This window comes from Bradyrhizobium sp. LeoA1Lang (genome assembly GCF_055413685.1).
Map to the genome: position 1 here is coordinate 1 of NZ_JBVAPG010000073.1, position 21,876 is coordinate 21,876.

At 62.9% G+C, this 21,876-nt stretch carries 24 protein-coding genes; 12 read left to right on the forward strand and 12 right to left on the reverse strand.

The window, feature by feature from the left end:
* Positions 1-157 precede the first annotated feature (157 nt).
* Positions 158-934 (forward strand): cyclase family protein, encoded by a 777-nt coding sequence (locus ACZYOF_RS23480; protein WP_463717265.1) that lies wholly within the window; start codon positions 158-160, stop codon positions 932-934.
* A gap of 164 nt (positions 935-1,098) precedes the next feature.
* Here the strand turns inward: ACZYOF_RS23480 and ACZYOF_RS23485 are convergent, their stop codons facing one another.
* Complete coding sequence (locus ACZYOF_RS23485; RefSeq protein WP_130581761.1) at positions 1,099-1,380, reverse strand: hypothetical protein; 282 nt, start codon at positions 1,378-1,380, stop codon at positions 1,099-1,101.
* 354 nt (positions 1,381-1,734) lie between these two features.
* Here ACZYOF_RS23485 and ACZYOF_RS23490 point away from each other — a divergent pair, with 354 nt between their 5' ends.
* Complete coding sequence (locus ACZYOF_RS23490; protein ID WP_463717266.1) at positions 1,735-3,546, forward strand: carbamoyltransferase family protein; 1,812 nt, start codon at positions 1,735-1,737, stop codon at positions 3,544-3,546.
* Positions 3,547-3,707: 161 nt separating this feature from the next.
* On the opposite strand, the gene ACZYOF_RS23495 is transcribed toward ACZYOF_RS23490, so the two are convergent.
* Positions 3,708-4,862 (reverse strand): OpgC domain-containing protein, encoded by a 1,155-nt coding sequence (locus ACZYOF_RS23495; protein ID WP_282531582.1) that lies wholly within the window; start codon positions 4,860-4,862, stop codon positions 3,708-3,710.
* Positions 4,863-5,085: 223 nt separating this feature from the next.
* On the opposite strand from ACZYOF_RS23495, the gene ACZYOF_RS23500 reads away from it, so the two are divergent.
* Positions 5,086-5,394, forward strand: coding sequence for an ETC complex I subunit (locus ACZYOF_RS23500; protein ID WP_035691450.1), 309 nt, complete (start codon positions 5,086-5,088; stop codon positions 5,392-5,394).
* A 194-nt stretch (positions 5,395-5,588) separates the two neighbouring features.
* Here ACZYOF_RS23500 and ACZYOF_RS23505 read toward each other — a convergent pair whose 3' ends face one another.
* Together ACZYOF_RS23505 and ACZYOF_RS23510 are read right to left on the reverse strand one after the other, a co-directional pair.
* Positions 5,589-6,089, reverse strand: a complete 501-nt coding sequence (locus ACZYOF_RS23505; protein WP_282531581.1) for an Lrp/AsnC family transcriptional regulator — start codon at positions 6,087-6,089, stop codon at positions 5,589-5,591.
* A 26-nt stretch (positions 6,090-6,115) separates the two neighbouring features.
* A complete protein-coding gene (locus tag ACZYOF_RS23510) occupies positions 6,116-6,766 on the reverse strand; it encodes a TetR/AcrR family transcriptional regulator (RefSeq protein ID WP_130583049.1) in 651 nt (216 codons plus the stop codon).
* A 320-nt stretch (positions 6,767-7,086) separates the two neighbouring features.
* Between ACZYOF_RS23510 and ACZYOF_RS23515 the strand changes: the two genes are divergently transcribed.
* Genes ACZYOF_RS23515 through ACZYOF_RS23525 form a run of 3 tightly spaced genes read left to right on the forward strand, consistent with a single transcriptional unit; the run spans position 7,087 to position 11,599 of the window.
* Positions 7,087-8,691 (forward strand): carboxyl transferase domain-containing protein, encoded by a 1,605-nt coding sequence (locus ACZYOF_RS23515; protein WP_282531579.1) that lies wholly within the window; start codon positions 7,087-7,089, stop codon positions 8,689-8,691.
* A gap of 2 nt (positions 8,692-8,693) precedes the next feature.
* Entirely contained in the window at positions 8,694-10,700 is a 2,007-nt protein-coding gene (locus ACZYOF_RS23520) for an acetyl/propionyl/methylcrotonyl-CoA carboxylase subunit alpha (RefSeq protein WP_463717267.1), read from the forward strand.
* Positions 10,700-11,599, forward strand: coding sequence for a hydroxymethylglutaryl-CoA lyase (locus ACZYOF_RS23525; RefSeq protein WP_463717268.1), 900 nt, complete (start codon positions 10,700-10,702; stop codon positions 11,597-11,599). Before ACZYOF_RS23520 ends, ACZYOF_RS23525 begins: the two co-directional genes overlap by 1 nt.
* A gap of 187 nt (positions 11,600-11,786) precedes the next feature.
* On the opposite strand, the gene ACZYOF_RS23530 is transcribed toward ACZYOF_RS23525, so the two are convergent.
* Genes ACZYOF_RS23530 through ACZYOF_RS23540 form a run of 3 tightly spaced genes read right to left on the reverse strand, consistent with a single transcriptional unit; the run spans position 11,787 to position 14,715 of the window.
* Positions 11,787-13,145 carry a TRAP transporter large permease gene (locus tag ACZYOF_RS23530; RefSeq protein ID WP_463717269.1) on the reverse strand — a complete coding sequence of 453 codons (1,359 nt, stop codon included), beginning with the start codon at positions 13,143-13,145 and terminating at the stop codon, positions 11,787-11,789.
* Positions 13,142-13,696, reverse strand: coding sequence for a TRAP transporter small permease (locus ACZYOF_RS23535; RefSeq protein ID WP_463717270.1), 555 nt, complete (start codon positions 13,694-13,696; stop codon positions 13,142-13,144). The genes ACZYOF_RS23530 and ACZYOF_RS23535 overlap by 4 nt, the downstream gene beginning before the upstream one ends.
* Positions 13,693-14,715, reverse strand: coding sequence for a TRAP transporter substrate-binding protein (locus ACZYOF_RS23540; RefSeq protein WP_463717271.1), 1,023 nt, complete (start codon positions 14,713-14,715; stop codon positions 13,693-13,695). The genes ACZYOF_RS23535 and ACZYOF_RS23540 overlap by 4 nt, the downstream gene beginning before the upstream one ends.
* Positions 14,716-15,036: 321 nt before the next feature.
* Between ACZYOF_RS23540 and ACZYOF_RS23545 the strand changes: the two genes are divergently transcribed.
* Positions 15,037-15,282 (forward strand): pentapeptide MXKDX repeat protein, encoded by a 246-nt coding sequence (locus tag ACZYOF_RS23545; RefSeq protein ID WP_130583056.1) that lies wholly within the window; start codon positions 15,037-15,039, stop codon positions 15,280-15,282.
* Positions 15,283-15,460: 178 nt separating this feature from the next.
* Here ACZYOF_RS23545 and ACZYOF_RS23550 read toward each other — a convergent pair whose 3' ends face one another.
* Together ACZYOF_RS23550 and ACZYOF_RS23555 are read right to left on the reverse strand one after the other, a co-directional pair.
* Positions 15,461-15,817, reverse strand: a complete 357-nt coding sequence (locus tag ACZYOF_RS23550; protein WP_282526588.1) for a DUF6481 family protein — start codon at positions 15,815-15,817, stop codon at positions 15,461-15,463.
* 269 nt (positions 15,818-16,086) lie between these two features.
* Positions 16,087-16,302 carry a hypothetical protein gene (locus ACZYOF_RS23555; RefSeq protein WP_130580335.1) on the reverse strand — a complete coding sequence of 72 codons (216 nt, stop codon included), beginning with the start codon at positions 16,300-16,302 and terminating at the stop codon, positions 16,087-16,089.
* A 198-nt stretch (positions 16,303-16,500) separates the two neighbouring features.
* On the opposite strand from ACZYOF_RS23555, the gene ACZYOF_RS23560 reads away from it, so the two are divergent.
* The 4 genes from ACZYOF_RS23560 (at position 16,501) to ACZYOF_RS23575 (ending at position 18,852) form a co-directional block, all read left to right on the forward strand.
* Positions 16,501-16,677, forward strand: coding sequence for a hypothetical protein (locus tag ACZYOF_RS23560; protein ID WP_165421239.1), 177 nt, complete (start codon positions 16,501-16,503; stop codon positions 16,675-16,677).
* Between the two features lie 105 nt (positions 16,678-16,782).
* The gene (locus ACZYOF_RS23565; RefSeq protein WP_130580336.1) at positions 16,783-17,016 is read left to right on the forward strand and encodes a hypothetical protein; all 234 of its coding nucleotides are present in this window, start codon (positions 16,783-16,785) and stop codon (positions 17,014-17,016) included.
* A gap of 169 nt (positions 17,017-17,185) precedes the next feature.
* The gene (locus ACZYOF_RS23570; protein ID WP_463717272.1) at positions 17,186-17,548 is read left to right on the forward strand and encodes a hypothetical protein; all 363 of its coding nucleotides are present in this window, start codon (positions 17,186-17,188) and stop codon (positions 17,546-17,548) included.
* Positions 17,549-17,730: 182 nt separating this feature from the next.
* The gene (locus ACZYOF_RS23575) at positions 17,731-18,852 is read left to right on the forward strand and encodes a helix-turn-helix transcriptional regulator (RefSeq protein WP_394567748.1); all 1,122 of its coding nucleotides are present in this window, start codon (positions 17,731-17,733) and stop codon (positions 18,850-18,852) included.
* 630 nt (positions 18,853-19,482) lie between these two features.
* Here ACZYOF_RS23575 and ACZYOF_RS23580 read toward each other — a convergent pair.
* Together ACZYOF_RS23580 and ACZYOF_RS23585 are read right to left on the reverse strand one after the other, a co-directional pair.
* Positions 19,483-19,857: a hypothetical protein gene (locus ACZYOF_RS23580; protein ID WP_463717273.1), complete on the reverse strand. Its 375-nt coding sequence runs from the start codon at positions 19,855-19,857 to the stop codon at positions 19,483-19,485.
* A 220-nt stretch (positions 19,858-20,077) separates the two neighbouring features.
* Positions 20,078-20,416, reverse strand: a complete 339-nt coding sequence (locus tag ACZYOF_RS23585; RefSeq protein WP_463717274.1) for an H-NS histone family protein — start codon at positions 20,414-20,416, stop codon at positions 20,078-20,080.
* A 256-nt stretch (positions 20,417-20,672) separates the two neighbouring features.
* Between ACZYOF_RS23585 and ACZYOF_RS23590 the strand changes: the two genes are divergently transcribed.
* Positions 20,673-21,122, forward strand: a complete 450-nt coding sequence (locus tag ACZYOF_RS23590) for an arsenate-mycothiol transferase ArsC (RefSeq protein ID WP_463717275.1) — start codon at positions 20,673-20,675, stop codon at positions 21,120-21,122.
* Positions 21,123-21,217: 95 nt separating this feature from the next.
* On the opposite strand, the gene ACZYOF_RS23595 is transcribed toward ACZYOF_RS23590, so the two are convergent.
* Positions 21,218-21,421 (reverse strand): hypothetical protein, encoded by a 204-nt coding sequence (locus ACZYOF_RS23595; RefSeq protein ID WP_130580341.1) that lies wholly within the window; start codon positions 21,419-21,421, stop codon positions 21,218-21,220.
* Positions 21,422-21,876: the final 455 nt, after the last annotated feature.

Consider the following 21,876-nt stretch of genomic DNA (forward strand, 5'->3'; position numbering starts at 1 on the left):
AAATCGTGCCACAATGGCCGGCGGTGGGCGTGCTCTTGGTCGATGCTTGCATCAGACTCTCCGATGGTTCGAGTGTGGAAACCCAAACCTACCGGAAAGGGCGCGCTCACCGCCCCATGGAATCTACTCACTGCTCACTAGAAACCGAGGAGCCCCCATGGCACGCAAACTGATCGACATCTCCGTTCCCCTGCAGAACGACGTGCCGGCCGATCCGCCGGGCAACCACCCGACCATCCAGTATATCGATCACCAGCAGGGCCTGCCGCGCATGCTGGAATTCTTCCAGGGGTTACGAGCGGAAGAGCTGCCGGACGGGCAGGGCTGGGCGGTCGAGCAGGTCAATCTCTCCACCCATAATGGCACGCATCTGGATGCGCCCTGGCACTTCCATCCCACGATGAATCGCGGCGAGCGCTCCTGGACCATCGACGAGGTGCCGCTGGAATGGTGCTTCCAGCCCGCCGTCAAGCTGGACTTCCGGCATCTGCCGGACGGCTATGTCGCGACCGCCAAAGACGTCGAGGAGGAGCTCAAGCGGATCGACCATACGCTGCAGCCACTCGAGATCGTCGTCGTCAATACCAGCGCCGGCGCGAAATTCGGTCGGCAGGATTACGTCGTCTCGGGCTGCGGCATGGGCTATGAGGCGACGATGTATCTGTTGGAGCGCGGCGTGCGGCTGACCGGCACCGACGGCTGGAGCTGGGACGCGCCGTTCGTCTACACCGCGAAGAAGTATGCCGACACCAGGGACGCCAGCCTGATCTGGGAAGGGCACAAGGCCGGCCGTCACATCGGCTATTGCCACCTCGAGAAGCTGCACAATCTCGAACTGTTGCCTTCGACCGGCTTCATGGTGTCGTGCTTCCCGGTAAAGATCGAGCGCGCTTCGGCCGGCTGGACGCGTGCGGTCGCGATCCTCGAGAGCTGAGCCGCGCGCAAGCGTTTTCGAGCGAAGTGGATACCGGTTCGCGTGAAGAAAACGCGTCAAAACAAGAATCCAGAGCTTCCTTGCCAAAAGAAAATCAGGTGCGCCGTTTCCGACGCACCTGATTTTTTCCTTCGATCCAGTGCAGTAACGTCGGACTTACGCTACTACCTGCAGACGCGAACGCCGCGCGGGGTCCACCAGCAGCGTGGACCACCATAGTAGCCGTAGCCACCACGGGGATACCAGCCACGGCGATAGCCGCCGCCGCGATAACCCCATCCGCCGCCTCGATATCCGCCACGATAACCGCCGCCGCGCCCGCGCCACTGCGCCTGCGCCGACGAGGTGGTCGCGCCGACCAAAATCGCCGAGGTGCTGGCGACATAGACGAACAGCAATGCCACCGCGGCAAGGCAGCGCGTCAGGAAATTGTAGCGTTTAACCATTCAGTAATCTCCCGGTCACTTCCATACATCCAAACAATCCGAACTGTCTTGCTTAGACGTTTGAGACAGCCACTAGTTCAGATGCACTAAGACAAAATTTTGTCGAACGTTCTTGCGCTTCGCAAAAACTCTATTGGGCGGGTCGGGTAAGGTCAAGTTATGGTCCCGCTTGCAGAAATGCATCGTTTGTCCTGCTGTTCATCCATCGTTCATCTTGTTCATCTTCGTCGTACCCAGTGATTTGTGCGCTACCGAACCAAGACGAAAAAGATTTCGACAAAATCCCGCAGAGAACTTGATGTCGACACGATCGCGCTCCTAAGCCACGCGATGATTCCCGCCTGACGAGTCCCCATGCCCAAGCAGCACACCTATGTCCTCGGCCTCAACACCTACGATCATGACGTCAGCGCCTGCCTGTTGCGCGACGGAGCGATCGCCTTTGCGATCGCCAAGGAGCGGATCACGCGCGAGAAGCACGCATCCGGATTCCACAAGGAGGCGATCGACTATTGCCTCAAGGCCGAGGGCATCACGCTCGATGACGTCGATCTGGTCGTCAGCAATTGCTACATCCTGCCGGTGCCGGAGCTGGAAGAGCGTCTGATCTATCAGGACATGGCCGGCTTTCTTCCGTATCCCGAGCGGCAGGAGGCGTCCAAACATCCGCTGTTTCGTTCGACCTCGGGCAAGGTGCGATCGGTCTCCCACCATCTGGCGCATGCCTACAGCGCATTTGCGGTGTCGCCGTTCGATGAGGGCGTGGTGATGGTGGTCGACGGCGTTGGCAACTATCAGTCCGACGTCATGGAGACATATCCGAATGCTGATGCGGCGTCGCCGCTGGCGCGCGAATCCGAAAGCTACTACCACTTCGCGGGCGAGAAGTTGGAATGCCTGAAGAAGGTCTTCATGGAGCCTTCGCGCGGCATGCTCAGCGACGAATTCTACAACATGCCGGGCCTCGGCGCGCTCTACAGCCGCGTCTCGTCCTACGTGTTCGGCGACTGGAACAAGTGCGGCGAACTGATGGGCCTTGCGCCCTATGGCCGCCGCGAGCAGGTCAAGCATCTCCTCGATATGAACGACGGCAAGTTGTATGTGCCGCCCTGGACGAGCGAATTCCACGAACCCTATCTGCTCGACAGCGGCAGTTGGGAGAAGAACCCGGCGATGCGTCACTGGGAGGACATCGCCTGGCGCGTGCAGGACGACACCGAGAACGTGCTGCTCGCCCGCGCGCGCTGGCTGCGCGAGACCACGGGCGCGAAGAACCTTTGTATCGCCGGCGGCGTCGCACTGAATTGCGTGGCCAACGGACGGATTGCGCGGGAAGCCGGTTTTGAAAATGTGTGGATCCAGCCCGCGGCCGGCGACGACGGCACCGCGATCGGCTGCGCCTATTACGGCTGGCTCGAGATCCTGAAGCAGCGGCGCAACTTCGTAATGGAGCACGCTTACGTCGGCAGGCCCTATAGCGAGGCGGAGGTCGCGGCCGCGCTGCAGAAGTTTTTGGTGCGCGTGCAGGTGGACATCAGGCGCAGCGACGATATCTGCCGCGACACCGCCAAGCTGCTGGCCGACCAGCGCGTGATCGGCTGGTTCCAGGGGCCGTCCGAGTTCGGGCCGCGTGCGCTCGGCAACCGGAGTCTGATCGCCGATCCGCGCCGGGCTGACATGAAGGACATCCTCAACAGCCGCGTCAAACACCGGCAGGCGTTCCGCCCGTTTGCGCCGCTCGTGCTGGCCGAGCGGATGACGGAGATCTTCGAAGGCGAGGAGGATTCGCCGTTCATGCTGATCGCCAAGCCCGTCCGTCCCGAGTGGCGCGACAAGATTCCGGCGATCGTCCATGTCGACGGCACGGCGCGCGTGCAGACCGTGCGCGAGGCGACCAATCCCAGGCTCTACCGGCTCTTGAAGGAGTTCGAGGCGCTGACGGGGGTGCCGGTGCTGATCAACACCTCCTTCAACGTCAAGGGTGAGCCGATCATCGAGACGCCGGAGGACGCCGTGAACTGCTTCCTCGCCACCGGGGTCGACAACCTGATCCTGCATGACACGATCGTGTCGAAGGGCCGGATGCACAAGGTCGTCGCGCCGCTGGTCAGGACTTATGGCGATGTCGCGAGCATCGTCGCCTCGACCGCCCCGCCGCCGGCCTGAGATCTACCTCGCCCCGCTTGCGGGGAGAGGTCGGAATTCAAGCGCAGCTTGAATCCGGGTGAGGGGGAGTCTCCGCGAATCCATCTGCTACCGTGTTCGCGGAAGCGGCCCCTCACCCCAACCCTCTTCCCGTGGAGAACGGGGAGAGGGAGAGGATGGCGCTACGTTGCCTTCGCCGGCGTCGGCGGCGTTTTCGGCAGCGGCTTGTCCTGCCGTTTCGACCAGGAGATGTAGTAGGCCACGATCGTCATGATCGCGATGCCGGTGACGCTGACGAAGATCTGCGCGAGCAGCGAACCCGAGCTCATCGACAGCTCGAAATGCCCGACAAAGGACAGGAACACGCCGACGCAGAACACCGCGAGCGACTGCTGGCCGCAGACGATCAGCGGATCGAACACCTTCCACTCCAGCGCCGACCAGTCCTTCGGGATGAAGCGGATCACGAGGATGACGATGACCGCGAAGTGGATGAAGCGGTAGGGCGCAAGGTTGGTCTTGTCGTTCGGGTTGAAGGCCGAATAGAGCCAGTCGGGGAACATGGCGCCGAAATCCGGGAAGCGGCCGGCCATGGTCATGATCAGCGCGAAGATCATATAGGCGATGCAGAACCAGAGCGTGTAGGGCGAGTTGATGATGTCGGCATTCTTGCGCGCGCCGCCGAGCGCGCACCAGGCGCCGAACACGAACAGAACCTGCCAGCAGAACGGGTTGAAATACCAGACGCCGGCCGGATAGGCCGGCAGGTTCCATCCCACCTGGCGCGATACCAGCCACAGCGCGATCGAGGCGAGCATGGTCAGGTTCGGTTGCCGCAGCATGAACCAGAGCACCGGCGGGAACAGGCCCATCAGCACGATGTAGAGCGGCAGCACGTCGAGGTTGACCGGCTTGAATTTGAGGAACAGGCCCTGGCGCAGGGTCTCGGTCGCGTTATCGACGAGGCCGGCGACGTTGAACTCGTTGATGAGGTTGGAATCGCCGAAGCGCAACGCCAGGTAGCTGATTGCGGCGATGTAGATCACGAACAGGATGATATGGGCGACGTAGAGCTGCCAGACGCGCTTGGTCAGCCGGGTCGCGCCGACGACGAAGCCGCGCTCCAGCATCATCCGGGCATAGACGAAGGAGGCGGTATAGCCGGAAATGAAGACGAAGAGATCGGCGGCGTCGCTGAAGCCGTAGTTCCGCGTGGTGATCCAATTCACCACATTGTCGGGGATATGATCGAGATAGATCGCCCAGTTCGCGACCCCGCGAAACAGGTCGAGCCGGAGGTCGCGTCCCTTTTCGGGCAGGGTGGCGTTGATTTTCATGGGTCCCGCTTCGAAGTGATGCTTTCGAGAAGGCCGCGCCGCGAGGCACTCGAGCCCATCCGCGGCCAGATTGTCACAGCGCGGTAGAATGGCTATACCAGACGGAAAGGTAACATCCGGGTTCAGGAATCACCCATCACATCCGTGAAAGGTGTTTTTATACTATCCCGGGCGTTCCCTCCACACGCTCCATGTCGCACAATCCCCGAAGGTTCGACGATCCATGACGACAGCACGCATTTTTAAGCCCGCCAAAAACGCGATGCAATCGGGGCGTGCCAAGACCAGGGAATGGCAGCTCGACTACGAGCCGGAACAGCCGCGGATGGTCGAGCCCCTGATGGGCTGGACCTCGTCCGGTGACATGAAGCAGCAGCTCACGCTGCGCTTCCAGACCAAGGAAGAGGCGATCGCCTATTGCGAACGCAAGGGCATCCCTTACCAGGTGCTCGAGCCGAAGGAATCCCTCCACCGGCAGATCGCCTATGCCGACAATTTCTCGTTCCGGCGCGGCGAGCCCTGGACGCACTGAAGCCCGCAACAGGGTCCTGCGGGCTCTGGCTGCATTTCACCTCCCCTTGAAAAGGGGAGGTCGGTTTGCGCGTGACACGCGCAAACCGGGTGGGGATTCTCTCTCCATTGGCACCGGTGCCCGGGGCTGACCCCCATCCCAGCCTTCCCCCTTTCAGGGGGAAGGAGCCCAGACAGCCTCGGCCCAGGGCGCGGTCACCGGTCGCGCGACCCTGCCGGATCGGCCGCCGTCGGAATGTCGGGGAGCGGCAGCGGTGCGTCCTTGGAGACGCCGAGCACTGGAAAGCTCCTGATGGTGCGCACCTCAGCCATCGCCGAGAATTGCAGGAGCTGCTGGTGCATGCCCTGCACACCGGTTGCCACGCACTTGAGCAGGAAGTCCGCTTCGCCCGAAATGCGCCAGCACTGCTGCACCAGCGGCAGGCGGGCGATCGATGCCTCGAACGCCTCCAGCGTAACCTGGTTCTGGCTGGTCAACTGAATCAAGACAAAGGACACCACCTCATAGCCGAGCGTCCGCTCGTCAAGGCTCGCGCGGACGTCCCTGATGACGCCGCGGCTACGCAGCGCGCGGACGCGGCGCAGGCAGGCCGGCGCGGAGATGCCGACCCGTTGCGCCAAATCGTTGTAGCGCAGCCGGCCGTCCCGCTGCAGCTCGGACAAAATCTTCCGGTCGATCTCGTCGAGCTCTGTCATGGATGCCTCGTGCGTTGACGAGCGAGTCACTCGGCGGCGACGCGCCGGGTGGCCTTGCGGGGAGAGCGGGCAGGGGGAGCGGCTGCCTGCGGCGCAATGCCCGACAGCACCAGCTTTTCATGGGTGGCGATGATGGCTTCCTTCGAGAGCCGGCCGCCCGGGCGATACCAGGTGCAGGGCCCGGTCAACATCGCCAGGATCGCAAAGGTCGCGACCTGGACGTCCACCAGGTCGAAGACGCCCTGCGCAACGCCTTCTTCGAGGATGTCGGCAAGGCGCCGCTCATAGGCCTCGCGCAAGGCGATGACCGCAGCGTAATTCTTCGGCTCCAGGCTGCGCAGCTCGGAATTGGCGATGTAGACCTCACGCTTGCGCGTCATGTGATAGCTGACGTGGAAGGCGACGAAGGCGCGGAGTTTTTCCACCGCGCCAGTCTTGCCGTCGAGCGCAAGATCGAGCTGTCGCAGCAGTTCGTTGATATGGTGCTGCACCAGGTCGAACAGCAATTCCTGCTTGGTGCTGATGTGGTTGTAAAGCGATCCCGCCTGGATGCCGACCTCGGCGGCGAGCTGACGCAGGCTCATGGCCTCGTAGCCATGCTCGAAGATCAGGCGCGTTCCAGCTTTCCGGATCGCCTCCAGCGTCGTTGGGCCGTGTGAGCCGATCGTGCGCGCCATCGGAACCCTCGCAGGAGCGTTGGGAAGTTAAGGAAACTAGCGAACGATCGTATGTTTATAGCCGGAAAATCAAGTGAAAACAACGTGCTATAGCGTAGGCATTTGCTCAAGATCGAGCCTCTTGAGACGGCGATAAAAAAACGTATGATCGTTCGTTATAAAAACCCAAGACGATAGGAGGACTCATGGCCTCGAACCCGGCGGTGATGGTCAATTTCCGCAAGACGGGATCATCAGGCTTGGGCGGCGGAGCCTATCGCGCGACAAGGCGCGATATTCTAGTTTGAAGATTGTCGAAACACGCGGCAGAAAAGCGCAACATGCAGCTTCATTCCACGATCGATCCCAAATCCCAGGAATTTTCCGGCAATGCCGAGGTGATGCGCGGCCTGGTGGCCGAGCTCCGCGACAAGCTCAGCCAGGTTGCGGGCGGGGGAGGCGAGGCGTCCCGTATCAGGCATACCTCGCGCGGCAAGATGCTGGCGCGCGACCGTGTCGACCTCCTGGTCGATCCCGGCACCGCGTTCCTGGAATTGTCGCCGCTCGCGGCCAATGGCCTCTATGGCGGCGACGTGCATTCGGCGAGCGTGATCACCGGGGTGGGGCGCATTGCGGGCCGCGAATGCATCATCGTTGCCAATGATGCCACCATCAAGGGCGGCACCTATTATCCGATGACGGTGAAGAAGCACCTGCGCGCCCAGGATATCGCGCGGCAGAACAATCTGCCCTGCGTCTACCTGGTCGATTCCGGCGGCGCCTTCCTGCCGATGCAGGACGAGATATTCCCGGACGAGCGCCACTTCGGCCGCATCTTCTACAACCAGGCGCAGATGTCGGCCGCGGGCATTCCGCAGGTCGCGATCGTCATGGGCTCCTGCACCGCCGGCGGCGCCTATGTGCCGGCAATGTCGGACGAGAGCATCATCGTGCGCAATCAAGGCACGATCTTCCTCGGCGGCCCGCCATTGGTGAAGGCCGCCACCGGCGAGGTGGTCACCGCCGAGGAGCTCGGCGGCGCCGACGTGCATTCGCGGCAATCCGGCGTCACCGACCATTACGCGCAGAACGATGCGCACGCGATCGGCATTGCCCGGCGTATCGTCGCCACGTTGAAGCCGCCGGCGCGCGCCGCGCTCAATATGCGCGAGCCGCGGGAGCCGCTTTATCCGGCCGAGGAGATCTATGGCGTGGTGTCCTCCGACGGCCGCAAACCGTTCGACGTTCACGACATCATCGCGCGGATCGTCGACGGCTCCGAATTCGACGAATTCAAGAGGCTCTATGGCACGACGCTGATCTGCGGCTTTGCCCATATCTGGGGCTTCCCGGTCGGCATCATCGCCAATAACGGCATCCTGTTCAGCGAGAGCTCGCTCAAGGGCGCACACTTCATCGAGTTGTGCTGCCAGCGCGGCATCCCGCTGGTGTTCCTGCAGAACATCACTGGGTTCATGGTCGGCAAGAAATACGAGGCCGGCGGCATCGCGCGCGACGGCGCCAAGCTCGTCACTGCGGTCGCCACCGCCGGCGTGCCGAAATTCACCGTCGTGATCGGCGGCTCCTACGGCGCCGGCAATTACGGCATGTGCGGGCGCGCCTACAGCCCGCGCTTTCTCTGGTTGTGGCCGAACGCCCGCATCTCGGTGATGGGCGGCGAGCAGGCCTCGATGGTGCTGAGCCAGGTCCGGCGCGACAATATCGAGGCCAAGGGCGACACCTGGTCGGTGGAGGAAGAGGAGAAGTTCCGGGCGCCCATCCGCGCGCAATATGAGAGCCAGGGCAATCCCTATTACGCCACCGCGCGGCTCTGGGACGACGGCGTGATCGATCCCGCCGACACGCGTCTCGTGCTCGGCCTCGGTCTCTCGGCCGCCGCCAATGCGCCGATCGAGCCGACGAAATTCGGCCTGTTCAGGATGTGACGATGGACCGCTCAAAGCTCTACCGGCGTTTTCGCACCCTGCTGATCGCCAACCGCGGCGAGATCGCAGCCCGCGTGATCCGCACCGCCAAGGCCATGGGCCTGCGCACCGTCGCGGTCTATTCCGAAGCCGACCGTGACGCCCTGCATGTCGCGCTCGCCGACGAGGCCGTGCTGCTGGGTCCGGCACGGGCGCGCGACAGCTATCTCAACATCCAGCGCGTGATCGAAGCGGCGCGCGAGACCGGCGCCGAGGCTGTTCATCCCGGCTACGGCTTCTTGTCCGAGAACGCTGAATTCGCACAGGCCTGCCTCGAGGCAGGGCTGGTGTTCGTCGGCCCGACCGCCGAGATGATGAATGCGATGGGTTCGAAGTCCGGCTCCAAGGCGCTGATGGAGAAGGCTGATGTCCCGCTGGTGCCGGGCTATCATGGCGAGGCCCAGGACGAGGCGACGCTGGCGAACGCCGCCGAGCGTATTGGTTTCCCGGTGCTGGTGAAGGCCTCCGCCGGCGGCGGCGGCCGCGGCATGCGGGTGGTGAATTCGGCGGCCGAGCTGTCGGCTGCGATCGTCAGCGCCAAGCGCGAGGCCAAGGCGGCGTTCGGCGACGACCGCATGCTGATCGAGAAATACGTCCAGAATCCGCGCCACATCGAGGTGCAGATCATCGGCGATAGCCACGGCAATCTGCTCTCGCTATGGGAGCGCGAATGCACGCTGCAGCGCCGGCACCAGAAGGTGATCGAGGAAGCGCCGTCGCCGACGCTGAATGCCACCCAGCGTGAGACCGTCTGCGCCGCCGCGCGGAAGGCGGCCGCGGCCGTCAATTACGTCGGCGCCGGCACCATCGAATTCGTCTCCGACGGCAAGGACGTGTTCTTCATCGAGATGAACACGCGCCTGCAGGTCGAGCATCCCGTCACGGAACTGATCACCGGCGTCGATCTCGTCGAATGGCAGCTCCGGGTCGCTTTCGGCGAAAAGCTGCCGCTGAGCCAGAACGAAATCAAACTTAACGGTCACGCCATCGAGGCGCGGGTTTATGCGGAAAATCCGCAGAAGAATTTCATGCCCTCGGTCGGACGCATCAAGACCTGGCGCACGCCGCAAGAGGGTGACGGCTTGCGCATCGACTCCGGCTATCGCAGCGGCGATAACGTCTCGCCATACTATGACGCGATGCTGGCCAAGGTGATCGCGTGGGCGCCGACGCGCGAGGTCGCGATCGAAAAGCTCAATCGCGGGCTCCAAGAGACCGATGTTCGCGGCATCGTCACCAACATCCCGTTCCTGTCGGCGCTGGTAACGCATCCTGCCGTGGTCGCGAATGCGATCGATACCGGCTTCATCGAGCGCGAACTGAAGAGCCTGACGGAAGAACGTGGGGCCGCCGGTGCGTTCGAGCTGTGCGCTGCAGTGGCTGCGATCTTGAATGAGGAACAGAAGGCTGCACGGAAAGGGGCGCATTCGCCGTGGCAGACGTTTGGCTGGATGCCGGTTGGCCAACGGCAGCGGGTGTTCTCGTTCCGGCAGGGGCAGGGCGCGGAACAGAAGGTGACGCTGCGCTATGGCAACGGGCCGTCGACGGTGTCGGTCGGCGATCGCGAGTTCGCGCTGGCGCTGGCGCCGTCCGGGGTTGACGGATTTGATCTGACGCTCGACGGCACGAAATCCCGTGTCGTCGCCGTCATCGAAGGTCACGAGCTCTACTTGCGCACCCGCAACGGCCGCTTCGACCTGCACTGGGTCGATCCGTTCGGCGGCGAGACCGAGGAGCATGTCGGCGAGGACAAGATCGTGGCGCCGCTGCCGGGCACCGTCGTCGCCCTGCTCGCCGAGGAGGGCGCGACGTTGGAGAAGGGCGCGGCGATCCTGACACTGGAAGTGATGAAGATGGAACAGACGTTGCGCGCGCCGTATGCCGGGGTGCTGAAGAAGCTGAAATGCAAGGTGGGCGATATCGTCGGCGAGGGCGTCGAGCTCGCCGAAGTCGAACCGGTGGCCGCGTGATGAGCGACAGCGTCCGTATTGTCGAGGTCGGTCCGCGCGACGGGCTGCAGAACGAGAAGACGCCGATCAGCGTCGCCGATCGGATCGCTTTCATCGAGCGCCTGATCGGCGCCGGCCTGCCGATCGTCGAGGTCGGCGCCTTCGTGTCGCCGAAGGCGGTCCCGCAGATGGTCGGCTCCGACCAGGTGCTGCGCGGCGTGAGCCATCTTCCCGGCGAATTCCACGTGCTAGTGCCGAACGAGAAGGGCTATGAGGCCTCGCAAGCCGCCGGCGCCAAGGTGATCGCGGTGTTTGCCTCGGCCTCCGAAGGTTTCTCGCGCGCCAACATCAATTGCTCGGTCGCAGAATCGATCGAGCGGTTCAAGCCGGTGCTGGCGCGCGCCAAGGCCGATGGCATCGAGGTGCGCGGCTATATCTCCTGCGTGCTCGGCTGCCCCTTCGACGGCGAGGTCAAGCCACAGGCCGTTGTCGACGTCGCCAGGACGTTGTGGGACCTCGGCTGCTACGAGATCTCGCTAGGCGACACCATCGGCGTCGGCACGCCGGTCAAGGCGCGGCACCTGATGCGCGCGGTCGCGGGCGAGGTACCGGCACAAAATCTCGCGATGCATTTCCATGACACCTACGGCCAGGCGCTTGCCAACCTCTACGCCGGCATGGAGGAGGGCGTCCGCGTCATCGATTCCGCCGCCGGCGGCCTCGGCGGCTGCCCCTATGCCCCCGGCGCGACCGGCAACGTCGCAACTGAGGACGTCGTCTACATGCTCGAAGGCATGGGCATCAAAACCGGCGTCGACATGGAGAGGTTGCTCGCCGCGACGAACGAAGTCAGCCGCCTGCTCGGCCGTCCACCAGTGAGCCGTGTCGCCAATGCGCTGAACGCCAAGAAGAAACGCTAACTTCGTAGGGTGGGCAAAGCGAAGCGTGCCCACCATCCGCACTCCGCAAGAAGTGGTGGGCACGCTTCGCTTTGCCCACCCTACAACTGACCGTCGTCATTGCGAGCGAAGCGAAGCAATCCATCTCGCCGCTTGCGTCCGTGGAAGCAATGGATTGCTTCGCTTCGCTCGCAATGACGGATGAGAGTTACCGCACGCCCTCCGGTCCCATCACGAGATCCGGCAGCCATGTCGAGATCCCCGGGAAGAAGCAGAGCAGCAGCACCGCCAGCATCATCAGGAGCACGAACGGCAGCGTGCCCCAGATCACCTCCCTCAAGGGAATATCCGGCGCGACGTTGCGGATGACAAAGATGTTCAGCCCGACTGGCGGATGGATCAGGCCCATCTCCATCACGATGGTCATCACCACGCCGAACCAGATGATGTCGAAATTGGCGGCGCGGAGCGGCGGCAGGATGATCGGCGCGGTCATCAGGATGATCGAGACCGGCGGCAGGAAGAAGCCGAGCACGACGACCATGAGCAGGATCGCGACGAGCAATTCCCAGCGCGGCAAGTGCATCGCGACGATCGCCTCCGCCGCCGATTGCGAGATGTGCAGGTAGCTCATCACGTAGGAATAGAGCAGCGACATGCCGATGATCATCATCAGCATGGTCGACTCGCGGATGGTGGATTTCAGGATCGGCTCGAGGTCGCTCGGCTTCCAGACGCTATAGATCACCGCGATCAGCCCGAGCGCCAACAGTCCGCCGAGGCCGGCGGTCTCCGAGGGCGTCGCATAGCCGCCATAGAGCGCGATCATCACGCCGGTCAGCAGCAGCACGAACGGCAGCACCCGGGGCAGCGCGTTGAAGCGGTCGGCCATCGTGAACTCGTCGCGCTGCAGGATCGCGGAGTCCGCGCCGGTCGCGTCATAGGCGGCACGCGCGGCCGCATACTCTTTACGGAAACGGAACACCGCGTAGACGCCGAACAGCGTCACCAGCAAGAGGCCCGGCCCGATGCCGGCGAGGAACAGGCGTCCCAGCGATTTCTCCGCCGCGACCGCGAACAGGATCATGGTGATCGAGGGCGGCAACAGGATGCCGAGCGTGCCGCCGGCGGCGATGATCCCTGCGGCAAAACCGCCAGAATAGCCGCGCTTGCGCATCTCGGGAATGCCGGCCGAGCCGATCGCCGAGCAGGTCGCGGGCGAGGATCCCGCCATCGCCGCAAACAGCGCGCAGGCGAACACGTTGGCCACGCCAAGCCCGCCGGGCACGCGATGCAGCCATGCGTGCAAGGCCGAATAGAGATCCTGCCCCGCGCGGGATTTGCCGATCGCCGCGCCCTTCAGGATGAACAGCGGGATCGACAGCAGCGTGATCGAGGCCATTTCCTCGTAGACGTTCTGCGTCACGGTATCGAGCGAGGCGGTCGGCATGTAGATCGCCATGAACACGACCGCGACCGCGCCCAAAGCAAATGCAATGGGCATGCCCGAGAACATCGCAAACAGGGTGGCAAGCCCGTAACTGATGCCGATGCCAAGCACAGTCATCGGCGTGCGCCACCGATCAGGGGAATGATGATCTGCAGCAGGAGCTGCAGGCACAGCAGCGTCATGCCAAACGCCATCAGCACGTAGGGAATCGCGAGCGGCGGCGACCACATCGAGTTCGAGACCTGGCCGTCGACATAGGCTTCATGCGCCAATGTCCAGGATTTCCAGGCAAAGAAGGCGCAGAAGGCGAGGCTAGCGACATCGACCAGCCACAGCCTGATGCGATTGGCGAGCGGCGACATCAGCCCGACGAAAGCCTCGATGCTGACATGGCCGCGCTGGCCCTGCACATAGGCGGCCGTCATGAAGGTCGCGCCGACCAGCAGGAAAACTGCAGCCTCGTCCTGCCAGTAGTTCGGGCTGTGAAACAAAGCGCGGCCGAGCACGCTGTAGCTCAGGATCACGCAAGCCGCGATCAGCGCGATGGACGCGAAGACGACGATGATGTTGTTGCAGATGCCAAGCCCGCGTGACAGCGCCGCCACGAGTACATTGCCCGTGACGGCGGTCTGGCGTTCGGCTTGATCCGCGACCGGACCATGCATCATGCGGCGACGTCGCTTGCGAGCTTCAACAGGTTGGCAGCCGTCGTGGTTTTAGCACCATAGTCCTTCCAGGCGGTATCGCGCGCAATGTCGCGCCACTTGTTGACGGTGGTTGCGTCAAGCGCGCTGACCTTGGCGCCGGCCTTCTCGTAGACCTTGGCGACCTCGACGTCGTCGTCCTGCGCGCCCTTCTTGCCGAAGGCCTCGAGCTCGGCGCCGACGGCAAGGATGATGTCCTGCTGCTTCTTCGGCAGCTTGTCGAAGATCGCTTTCGACATCATCAGGGGCTCCAGCATGAACCAGTAGGAGGTGCCGGCGCCCGAGGTCAGCGATTTCGCGACTTCTTCCAGGCGGAACGAGATCAGGCTGGTGGAGGAGGTGATGCCGGCGTCGCAGGCGCCGGTCTGCATCGCCGCATAGAGCTCGTTGGAAGGCACCGACAGCACGGCCGCGCCGGCCGTCTGCAGCACCATGTCCATCTCGCGGGAACCGCCGCGCACCTTCATGCCTTTGGCGTCCTCGGGCGCCACGATCGGCTTGGAGCGGCTGGCGACGCCGCCGGCCTGCCAGACCCAGGTCAGGAGGATGATGCCCTTGTCCGCCAGGAAGTTGGAGAGCGCCTTGCCGACCGGCTCCTTCCTCCAGCGCAGGCCCTGGTCGTAGGTCGTGACCAGGCCCGGCATCAGGCCGATATTGGTCTCCGGCAGTTCGCCGCCGGCATAGGGCATCGGGTAGAGGCTGATGTCGAGCGCGCCCTTGCGCATGGCCGAGAACTGCGCGTTGGTCTTGATCAGCGAGGAATTCGGATAAACTTCGGCTGATATCTCGCCGCCCGAGCGCTTCGCCACCTCGGCGGCGAACATCCGGCACAGCCGGTCGCGGAAATCGCCCTTGTCGATGGTCCCGCCGGGGAACTGGTGCGAGATTTTCAGCGTGGTCGCGGCATGGGCGGTACCGATGCCGAAGCGCAGGACCGCGGGCGCGGCAAGCGCCGAGGCAAAAAGGTGGCGGCGAGTGAGCATAAAGTTTCTCCCATTGGAAAGGCTGTTCTTGATTGGCGATAAGGCGGAACTTGAGGGCCGCATTTAGGCGAACTTTGCCAGAATTTTCTCTAGTCTGATAGTTTGAGGCGGCCCGGTGCATTGGCGCCAACCGTCACACCAGGGGCGGTATTGTTGCACCGCACACTGCGGCCGATGGCTGCGAGTGCCTGATTTTCGGGCAACTCCGGTCCGCACGCCCCTTCAAGACTTTGTGAGGGGGTAACAAGGGCCGTTCCGGCCGCGTCGAGGTCAGAGCGGCAGACGTCGCTCCATGATCAACCCTCAGCAAGGATGACCACCATGACCTTCTCGACCCGTATCGGCCTCGGCGTCTCCGCCGCTCTCGTTGCCGTCAGCGTCGCGCTCTCGCCCGCAGCCTTTGCTCAGGACAAGATGGGCAAGGACGACGCCATGAAGAAAGACACGATGTCCAAGGATGCCATGTCCAAGGATGCCATGTCGAAGCATGACGGCATGAAGAAAAGCGACGGGATGATGAAGAAGGACGATGCGATGAAGAAAGACGACGGCATGAAGAAGAACTGATCGCCGTCTCGTCTTCACCGCGCGCGGCGCGCGGCGAGGGCACTATGCCAAGGTGCTAGCCCGGGTGGCGCGGAACGCGCAACCCGGGACATTTTCATTAAGGTCTACGAGCGGTCCCGGGTTACGCTGACGCTCCACCCGGGCTACGAGGTCTCCGCTTCACCTCGCATGCGGCGAGTTACTTCTTTTTCTTGCCGCGTTCCTTGCGGGCGGCGTAGCGCGCGTCGCGCTTGGCCTTCTGTTCGGCCTCGATCGCGGCCTGCCGCGTGGCTTCCTCTTCCTTCTCGCGAGCGATTCGCGCCACTTCCGCGGCGGCAGCCTCTTGCTCGAGTCGCTGCTGCTCGGCCTTGGCCGCCTCGCGCGCAAGCCGAGCCTGCTCCCGGCCGGCCGCGATCGCCGCGCGCTCGGCGGCGCGCGCCTGCACCGTGGGATCATCGGGCCCGGGGCGGGTGCGGAATTTATCCAGAATGTTCTGCCGGGCCTGCTGCGCCGCCTTCTGGCGGTCGGAAAAGTTCGGTTCCTTGAAGCCGCTCATCTAGAGAGCCTTGTTATCTTCACTGCTGTTGGAGGGATGACGAAAATCGGGTTCGCGCAGCACATAAGTGAACCCAGCGCAAAATGCCAGCGTCCAATTGGCATGCCAAACAGGGGAGCCATCCGTAAGCGGCAAGTTGCTGAGATTAAAGCTGACGAGTGGCGCGGCAACCACATTCCTGGTCTACGAGATGCGCAGCAGAAGTGAGCCGGTGATTGCCATGGGCAATACGGTAATTTGCGTCGAACTGCCCTAAAATTCTAGCCGAGCTAGAAGTTGTCGCGCTGACGGGAGGTTCCCAGCACCCTGGCGACCGTCTGCGCCGTGATGGCCACGCGATCGGACGTCCGCTGCGCTTCGAGCTTGTCGCGGGCCCTCTCGCGGATCAGAAGCTCGATCAATTCGAGCCGCTTGCTCTCGTCGACCGCTTCCACCAGCAGTTTTTTGTATCGATGATAGTCGTAGCCCGTTTCTTGTTTACCCATGGCACGCTCCGCACACACGCGCTTCTTGGAAGGCGCCTACTTCTTGAACAGCGCGTGGACGCGCGCAACGGATTTGCGACACTTATGCCCAGACTTTGCAGATTTGATCTGAAGTTGTTGTGATCATATGGCTACTTGCGAAGCAGCTACTGCAACCACGATCTCTTTCACAGTGACGGCGTGGGAACCGACACGATCATGACAGACCCGAGAGAAGGCGGCAGCCGCCGCGGCGCGATTGCCGGTCTCGTGATTGCGGCCGCCATGCTGGCAGCCGGCCTCTGGTTGGCGCGCGAACTGACGGCGGCGAGCAAGATGCAGGACTGCCTGATGTCGGGACGGACCAACTGCAACGTGATCCAGCCGGCGCAATAGGCCGCAGGGGCCAGCGCTAAAACGCCGCGGGCAATTGTGATGCCGATCACAGGGAGAGGGGCGACTCGGTCGTATGCTCCGCGCCAACTGAACAGGAACGATCGCATGATCCACCAACTCTATAGCCGCAAGGGACTAGCGCTGCTGGCCGTCATCGTGGTGATCGGTTTTGGCGTGGCGCTGCTTTCGGCCGGCAGCCTTTCTCAGGAGACGGTGGCGAGCGCGGCGCTCGGGCCGGGGTGGCAATGCAGCCGCATCGCCTTCGTCATGACGACCTGCACCAGGGATGCAAGGCCGGAGCGCGCACGTGCGCACGCGGAACAGCCGTCGCCCGGCTAGGCTCCCCGTCGACTGACAGGTCAGCGCGCATCGAGTGTGACCGCGGCAACATAACCGCTGTCACCTGAGATTCGCGCGGACCCTCCGCGTTGGCGCGAGGCGGGCTTTCGTGGTCAAATGCCGCGCATTGGACGAAGCGCCCGGCGTTCGACACTATTGGAGTTTTCAGATGAAAAAGTTTTCCAGCCTTGCCGCGGCCACCGCGGCGCTCATGTTGATGTCCTATTCCAGCTACGCACTGGCTCAGACCGCCCCGGCGACCGGAACTGACACCGCCGCGCCGGCCGCGAACACGGCACCACCTGCCGCGACCACGGCGCCGGCCGCCACGACAACGCCAGCCGCCACCCAGCCGGATACGAATCCGTCCACCACCGAGAAGGCTGCGCCCAAGAAGAAAAAGACCGCCGCAAAGAAACGGACGCGGCAGCAGGAGATTGAGCATTCGATCGATACCGGAACCGTGCCTGCCCGCTACCGCAGCTCGGTGCCGAAGCAGTACCAGCAATATATTCCGTTCGATAAGCGGTGATCGGCGCCTTACGGGACGACGAAGCGCGATGGGTCGTCAGTGGTTGCGGTTACCCGTGCAAAGGCCGTGATCGTACGGACTTGCCCGTTATCGTTTCCTGACATCCAAATGTATTGTGCGGGGCATTCAATCCTCGTGATTGATTGCCGCGCGTTCACTCGTCGTTCGGTTTGTCGGTTCCAATGTCGCATCACCTGCTGAAGGCCATCGACGCCATCTATCAATCCGCGGCGGAACCGTCGCATTGGCCGGTGGCCCTGCAGAGCATTGCCGATTGCCTCGACGATGTCGGCGCTATCCTGCTCTATGGCAGGGACGACGGAAGTTTTGGCGCCATCCAATCCGCCTCGCTCGATGTGATCGCGGAAGAATACATGCGCGAGTGGACTTTTCGGGATATCCGCGCGATCCGTGCGCGCGAGCGCGGCTATTTCTTCAATCGTGACGTCCTGACCGACCGTGACGTCGTCTCCGACGAGGACATCGCAACCGACCCCTTTTATTCCGAGCTGCTTCGGAAACACGGCCTGAAATATTTCGCCGCCGCAACGGTCTCGCCGGATGCGAAGATCGAGGTGGCGATGAGCATCCAGCGCGCGAGCGGCAAGCCCGCCTATAGCGACGCCGAGCTTGATCTCGTGGCCCAACTCGGCCGCCACGTCGAGCGGTCGCTTCGCCTTGGTATCCGCCTGATGGACTCCGAACTGAGCAAGCTTGGCCTCGGCGCAGCGCTGGCGAGGTTGGGAACCGGGGTCTTTGTGCTCGATTCGGTCGGCCGCGTGATCTTCTCCAACCCGAAGGCGGAGTCGCTGCTCGGGGATGGTCTCGAGATCGTGGAGGAGAAGCTTGCCGCGGGATCGTTGGCGCTGAATTCGCCGGCCTCCGCGGCCATGAAACGTCTCGCGGCGTACCGCCCCGAGGATGTTCTGGCTGGCGAAAAGCCGATCATCGTGCACCGGCGGACGTCGGGACGGCCGCTTGCGCTCTATGTCCTGCCGGTCTCGATGGCGGCCAACAGCATCAACCAGTTCCTGACCCAGGCCAGGCTGCTTATCCTCGTCGTCGACCCCGACAACAGCAGCCCACCGGACCCCTCGCTGATCCGCGATGTGCTCGGCCTGACGTTGGGCGAGGCGAGGGTGACGGCGCTGGTCGGTACCGGCCAGTCGCCGCGCGACGCCGCCGACAAGCTCGGCATCACCGAGGAGAGCGCCCGGACCATCCTCAAGCGCGTATTCTCCAAGGTAGGCGTGTCGCGGCAGGGCGAACTGGCGGCACTATTGGCGCGGCTGGTACTCAGATAGTTGCCGGCGCAAGACTCGGCAGACCGGCCATATCGCCCTCGAACGCCAGAGAAAATCATCGGACAGTTCCCATTTGGGGAATGTCGGCGCGCCCGCGACCGGTGAAGAGATCAGGTTGACCGACGGTCGGGTGAGGCGGGCGCCAGCAACACCTCACCTCCGACGATGGCAACGAGACCAAGTTTTGGGAATTGGCGCGCCCGGGTTTTGCTCGGGGCGTGGTTGGCGGGGCCAAACCACGCGGCGGCATTGATCTTCGCCGCTCGCGTCAGCTCTGCCCCAATTTCGGCCATTGTTCCAAGGCCGCGAACGGCGGCGAATTTCACCGGCAGGACATTCCGGCTTCCATCTCGCCCCAGAAGCCGCACTGCGTGGCGGGCCTTGCGTGCAGTTCGTTCCTGAGTACGAGCAGGCAGGCCCCCACCAGAAGGGCGGCCGAGAGTGTGACAAGCAGTTTTCGCATCGAGTTCCAGTGAATCGCGGACGGGAATCTGCGAGCCGCCTTAAGGCATGCCGGCGATGGCAGCAAGGCGCTGGGCGCAAACCTGCCCGTCTCTCCCTCTGGCCGCCCCATAACCGGCGGCCCGCCTTTCACCCGGTTGCGGGTGGGGGGCGTGAAACAGGGGGTAGCTACGCCATCGACGTCAGTTGGCCCAAGCGGTCGCTCAGCGCCCGGATGGTCGATTTGAGATTGTCCCGGCGCGTCGAAAGCGTTTTGGCGAGCAGCGGATATCGCGGGTCCGCAGCGTTGCTGACCCTTCCGGTGGCTTCCTCCGTCGCGATATCGCAATCGAGGATCCGGACAGACCTTTGCAGATCCTCGAGCATTGTCTGGATGACGAGGACGTCACGTAACGCGGTGATGCTGGAATTCCCAGTCTGAGACGCGGCACCCATGGGCATTGCTCCCGCTTGATCCAACTCGGCGCAGCCCCGTCGGGGCTGCAGTGTCGGAGCAGCGATTAGCAAGACCTTTGCCAAATTCGGCAACCAGGGATTAACCATGCCAAGGCGCCTCCCGCGTGCCTCTCCAACGGTCGCGCGAGCCGCAGAGCGTTGCCCCGGAAGATGTCTTTGCCCGAGCGTGCACCTCATCAAACGGCCCCAGGTGCGCTGGGGCCGCCAACCTTGGAGGTTTTCCTCCGGCCGGTGGGGGTAGGGGGCGTTCGACCGGAAGCTGGGATTCGACGCAACGCCCGCGGTTTCGTTCCTCGGCACGCGGACACTACCTGCTGATGCGCGCCAGGCGGACGGCGATCCGGCTCTTTTTCCGCACCTTGATTTTGAAATCGTCGATCCGTTTTCCCAACCTTAGCTGCGCGACCAGCCATCGCGGCTTCTTGCCTCGACCAGCCCAGGTTTCTGATGGCTGAGCAGGATTGCGGTACTTGGGCTGTATCTCCGGATATGGCCGGCGCGCCGAAGTGGGAGTCCGCAGCTTCTTCAGACGATCTTCCAACTGCGCCTTCATCGACTGAATCTTCAGTCGCAGGACGTCAGCGAGTTCGACACGCAACGTCCACAGGCGGTCAGAACTCATCCGCTTGAGTTCGGTTCGTCTCATGACATGACTCCATCACGATCCCAACCTCATTAATGATCGCTCATTATCCACCCGCATCCCGCCGGGTACGCTGCGACAAAACGTGCCTCAACAATGACGAATCCGTGTAAGGGTGCATCATCGTCTGCAAGATGATTTGATGATCAAATTCGCACCTTGCGAACCGCTCTGCAGCCGTCGCGCAATTGCGCAACAAAGCGACCATCGATATCAATCGGCGTAGCGGCGCCCTCTCTCAGCTCATGATTCTTTCGCGATGGCTCATCATCTGTTGTTCCTGTGCACAGGCAATTATTACCGCAGCCGGTTTGCAGAGGAGCTGTTCAATCACCGCGCAGGGCTGGCCGAGTTGAACTGGCGCGCCTTCTCGAAAGGGGCCGCGGAGAGGGGATCGCCCAACAATGTCGGCCCAATGTCGCCTTTCGCTCTCGATGGTCTCCAGGCCAGGGGCGTCCGGCCGGTCGGAAACTTGCGGTACCCTCAACCCTGTACCCTGCCTGACCTGGAGAGCGCGGATCTCATCATCGCGCTGAAGGAAGCAGAGCATCGGCCGCTCATCGAACGGCGTTTTCCGGAGATGGCGGACAGGGTGAGATACTGGCATGTGGACGACGTGGACGTCGCCAAGCCTGCCATTGCCTTGGCCTTGATCGACCACCTCGTTGAAGATCTATTGGGCTCGCTTTCGGACGCGCGCGTGTCCTGAACGGCGCGGATCGTCTTCATCGTCAGGCGTAGCGCAGCCGTCGTCGAAGGCAGCCAAACGGAGATCGATCTGCCGGCCGTCGTGGGTGTGGAAGACTAGTGCGCGGTCCGCCTGGCCTTGGTCGCCTTCTGCTGCCGGTAAGCCTTGAATTGAGTCAGTATCTGCTGCGGATTCAGCTTTTCCGCTTGCCTGACCTGCTCTCTCAACCATTCCAACTCGGCGAGCTGTTCGAGTAGATCGGGTGAAAATAGCTCTAATAGTGATCGTTGGTTCCTGGAAATCCGGAGCTTCTGCCGCAATTACGCAACTCCCATACGCACGCGTGCATTCTCTGGATACCTTCTACGCTGAGCTGTGATCGCGATATATCCGGGAAACCACTGCCACTACTTAAGGCTGAGATTCCGCGTTGCAGCGACCGGATATCTCAGGAGCGACCGGGCTGATCCCCTTGCGTGGGAGCCCCGCTGCCGACCTTTTCCCGGGATCCCGCGGCTTCGTTCGCCGGCTAGGCCGGGACGATGGTTCTACCTGTCCGCGAACGCGTTGCCCTTGCGGATCGAACAGCCCCGTCCGGTAACGGATTGGGAAAGAACTTCGAACGACCAGCAGGTGCAGGCTCGGGGCGATGCTCCCAACAGGAGGCAAGCAAGCCTTCCCTTGGAGTATCCCATGATGAAAGTCGAGCGGGTGCGCCGCCCTCGCGCTACATTTGAAATGATAGGCTTGGGTGCCTGGTCGCGTAACTCGCCGG